Source organism: Algoriphagus sp. (genome assembly GCF_024642405.1).
Taxonomy (GTDB): domain Bacteria; phylum Bacteroidota; class Bacteroidia; order Cytophagales; family Cyclobacteriaceae; genus Algoriphagus.
The window spans coordinates 1-3,650 of the sequence record NZ_JAHEBC010000368.1; the positions used below are offsets into that span (position 1 = coordinate 1).

Here is a 3,650-nt window from a genome sequence, read left to right on the forward strand (position 1 = left end):
AACAGAAATTAAAATAGCTGGAAAAAGCATCAAGTTCATCGCTAGCATTTCAGCAAAATTCATCCAGTATCTTAAAGACCAAGTCAATAATACTGTAGTTCCTAAAAATATGGAGACGGTTAAAAAACTTGGGATTTGGATGTTTTCAAGGATTCTTGAATCGACAACCCTTCTTTCTCTATATAGAACAATAAGTGTTGTTATTATTACAATAACTAACAAGATCCACTGCATAGATTTAAGTCCAAAAATTATCGTTCCTCCCATAGCGTGGGCGTTTGGATCCCTAAAAAATTCAGTGAAAAATCTAATAAATGCCCAACTACTTAAGGATGCCAAAAATAATCCTCCAGATGATTTTAATTTCTTCCTGAGATATAGGAGAATAAGTATTACTAAAACCCCATTTAAGATCTCATAAAGCTGAAAAGGATGCAAACTTGGAGTAGGAGAAGAAATCCCATCTAATACCTCCAAGTTAAAATAATGCGCATGAGCAGGACTATCGAAACCATATTTTACTCCCCAAGGTAAAGAAGTGGGAATACCATAACAGCATCCTAAAAGTAAGCAACCGAATCTTTGCAGTGCTAAACCCACAGGGAATGCGAATGCAAAAGAGTCTATGTTTGAAAAAGGAATTTTAAAGATTTTTATCCCCAGTAAAAAAGTAATTAAACCTAAAACTACACCACCAAGTAGTACTTTGCCTTCAGCATCTGGTAGCGTGAAGTTTTGGAAGAAAAATATCCAGTCGGATGAATCGTATGAATTGACTTTTGTTCCTATAATGAAAAATAGTCGAGAAAATGTCAAAACTACCAACCAACTAATGAGAGGGATTTTCCTTTTAATTCCCTCATAAATCATAATTATGGTAACTGCTAGGAAGGCAATTATATAAAAGATATTAAAAAAGGAGGAAAAGTATTCTCCACCCAGGGTTGAGGTATTCAGTACATTGTAAAAATCCTTCCAGCTACCCATGATTTTGTTTTTAATAAATTTACATGACTATTAATTGTTATTAGGTATAATATCAAAATTAAATATGTTATAAAATGCAAAAAAGATATTTAATTTTGGTAAAAAATAATAATGAACTACAAACCAATGATCAGGTCTAAGGAAGAGTTTTGTCTTTTTGATGGGAACCCTTTAATGATTGTTAATAATATATTTACTAGTACTCTAGCGCTTATTTTTTAATTTGAACCTATGAAATTCATAAAACCTACTTTTATAATCTTGGCTTTGGGGACCTTGTTTTCCTGCAAATCCACCTCTCAATGGGAAGGTCAGGGACCGATTCAGATAATAGAGACCGTTGATAAGCCCATCCAGATTCAGGCAAAGCAAGTTTTTGTTGCGGGGAACGGTGTTTTCTTTTCTAATGAATTTAATGGGGCTAGGTTAAATCAAGTAGAACGAATAAATGATACCTTAATTCAGATCACTATTTTGCCGGAAAATGAACCTATCAATCCTAGTCCTTGGTATGCTTTCAAAATTTGGTCAGAAATACCACAAGATTTTTGGATTCAGTTTAGCTATGGAGGAATTGGCTTTCATCGGTATTTTCCTAAATCAAGTTTAGATGGGATAAATTTCACTAACGTAGATTCTATTGATTTTTTCCAACCAGAATCTGATGACCGTAGACCTGAAATGGCCTTTTTGAAGATTGAAAGTTCAAAAGATACGCTTTGGGTAGCCGCTCAAGACAAGGTTGGGACTGATCATGTTAAAGTTTGGAAAAATAAGATCCTGGAAAATGATTTTGTTGAATTGATTTCCATAGGAAAAAGTAAAGAAGGGAGACCACTGGAGATTTTGAAAATCGGAAATGCAGATGATCGAGATATGTTGATGGTGATTTCTATGCAGCATCCTCCAGAATTGACAGGATTTTTAGCTATGCAGGCTTTTATAGAGAAAATTTGCGAAGACAGTCCGGCTGCGAGAAAGTTTAGAAGCAAGTATAATCTTTATGTGATGCCTCAGATGAATCCGGATGGAGTTGCAAATGGTCATTGGAGACATAATCTTGGCGGGATAGATTTGAACCGTGATTGGATCAATTTTAATCAATCGGAGACTAAAGCTTTGTCCGAATTTATGGAAAAGAAGGTAGAGGAATCAAAAGGTGAATTCATTTTTGCAGCTGATTTTCATTCTACTTGGGAGGATATTTTTTATACAAATAATGAAGAACTGGAAGGGAACTTTCCAGGGCTCATACCAAAAGTGATTAAAAAATCATCCAAAAGAATTCCCGATTATATTCCAAATATTAGGCCTAATGAAGGCAAGGAAAGAAGTGTTACTTCTAATTCATATTTCTTTTTTGTCCATCGTGCTGAATCTATGACATTTGAAGTAGGAGATAACACCCCAAGAGAAGTGATTCATATGAAAGGAGAATATTTAGCGGAAGAGTTGATGAAGATTTTGAATAGAAAATAAGCTTTTTGGTAAAAATGAGGTCAAAATATTACCAAATATAAGTTCCAACTGCGCCTTTATTGAGCTCTGATTGGTAGTTGATTTCACCAATTGAAAACTGAAATTTCTGTTTTTCCTCCTTAGTATTCAAAACAATTAAAACTACTTTCCCATCAGGCCTTAAAAAAGAAACATTTGGCAATGCGTCAGGAATAGTGGATTCAATTCTTTTTGAACCGGGTAAAACAAATTTGCTTGCATGCGCCACAATGTAATATGCGGGATTTTTTGTAACAGAATCTCCATCAATCGTTACAGCGCCTAAACATCGATTACATCCCCCTCGATCTGTGTAAGGGGTTAAAGTTGGATTGGAAGTTAAATTCCATTCCAGGACTGTTTTTGCCCAGTTTCTGGAAGCACCGATGATTAGATTTTCGATATGCCAAGGTAAGTCTCCCGCAAGGTTTCCAGGTGCGCCAATCCACTGTTCGGTAAAATAGATGTGTTTATCGGGAAATGCCTGATGTACTTCAGAAAGCGCCTCAATTTGACCTCCATATAAATGAAAAGCTGAGCCATCGATATAAGGATTTGCTACCGAATCACTTAAAACAGTAATGGGATAATCAGGTCTATCGGCATTATGATCATAAATAAGGATCTTTGTTTCTAGTCCCGCTTTTTGAAAAGCTGGACCAAGATGTAATCCGATAAATCGTGCCTGCTGCTCAGGAAGCATTAATAGGGAAGGGTTGTTTCCGGGATGAAGTGGTTCATTTTGGATCGTCAAGGCATCTATTTCTATCCCTTCTGCTTTCATTTCCTGAATGTATTTTACCAAATATTGCGCATAGACTTCTTCATATTCCTCTAAAAGTGATCCTCCGCGAGTATCCTTATTGTCTTTCATCCAAGAAGGTGGAGACCAGGGCGATGCCATTAATTTAATTTCTGGATTGACTGAAAGTATTTCTTTGAGTATTGGGATCACATCTTTTCGGTCTGGACCCAAATCAAAATTTTTCAATTCTAGATCTGTTGCAAGAGAATCCTCCAAATCATCGTATGAAAATGGAAATTCATTTAAATCTGAAGCAGCTACAGATAGTCGCAAATAGGAGATTCCAATTTGATTAATCCCTTGCCCAAAGAGTTCCTCCAATAAAGCCTTTCGGGCTGATTCTGCCATACCCAATAAGTGT

General features: G+C 35.8%; 3 protein-coding genes. 1 reads left to right on the forward strand and 2 read right to left on the reverse strand.

Going from position 1 to position 3,650, the window contains the following annotated elements:
- Positions 1-987 (reverse strand): prolipoprotein diacylglyceryl transferase family protein (locus Q0L68_RS17875; RefSeq protein ID WP_296705623.1); only part of this gene is annotated, 987 nt, incomplete at its 3' end.
- 231 nt (positions 988-1,218) lie between these two features.
- Between Q0L68_RS17875 and Q0L68_RS17880 the strand changes: the two genes are divergently transcribed.
- Positions 1,219-2,466 (forward strand): M14 family metallopeptidase, encoded by a 1,248-nt coding sequence (locus tag Q0L68_RS17880; protein ID WP_296705624.1) that lies wholly within the window; start codon positions 1,219-1,221, stop codon positions 2,464-2,466.
- Positions 2,467-2,494: 28 nt separating this feature from the next.
- Here the strand turns inward: Q0L68_RS17880 and Q0L68_RS17885 are convergent.
- Positions 2,495-3,650, reverse strand: a 1,156-nt coding sequence (locus tag Q0L68_RS17885) for a glycoside hydrolase family 30 beta sandwich domain-containing protein (RefSeq protein ID WP_296705625.1), incomplete at its 5' end; no start/stop codon positions are given.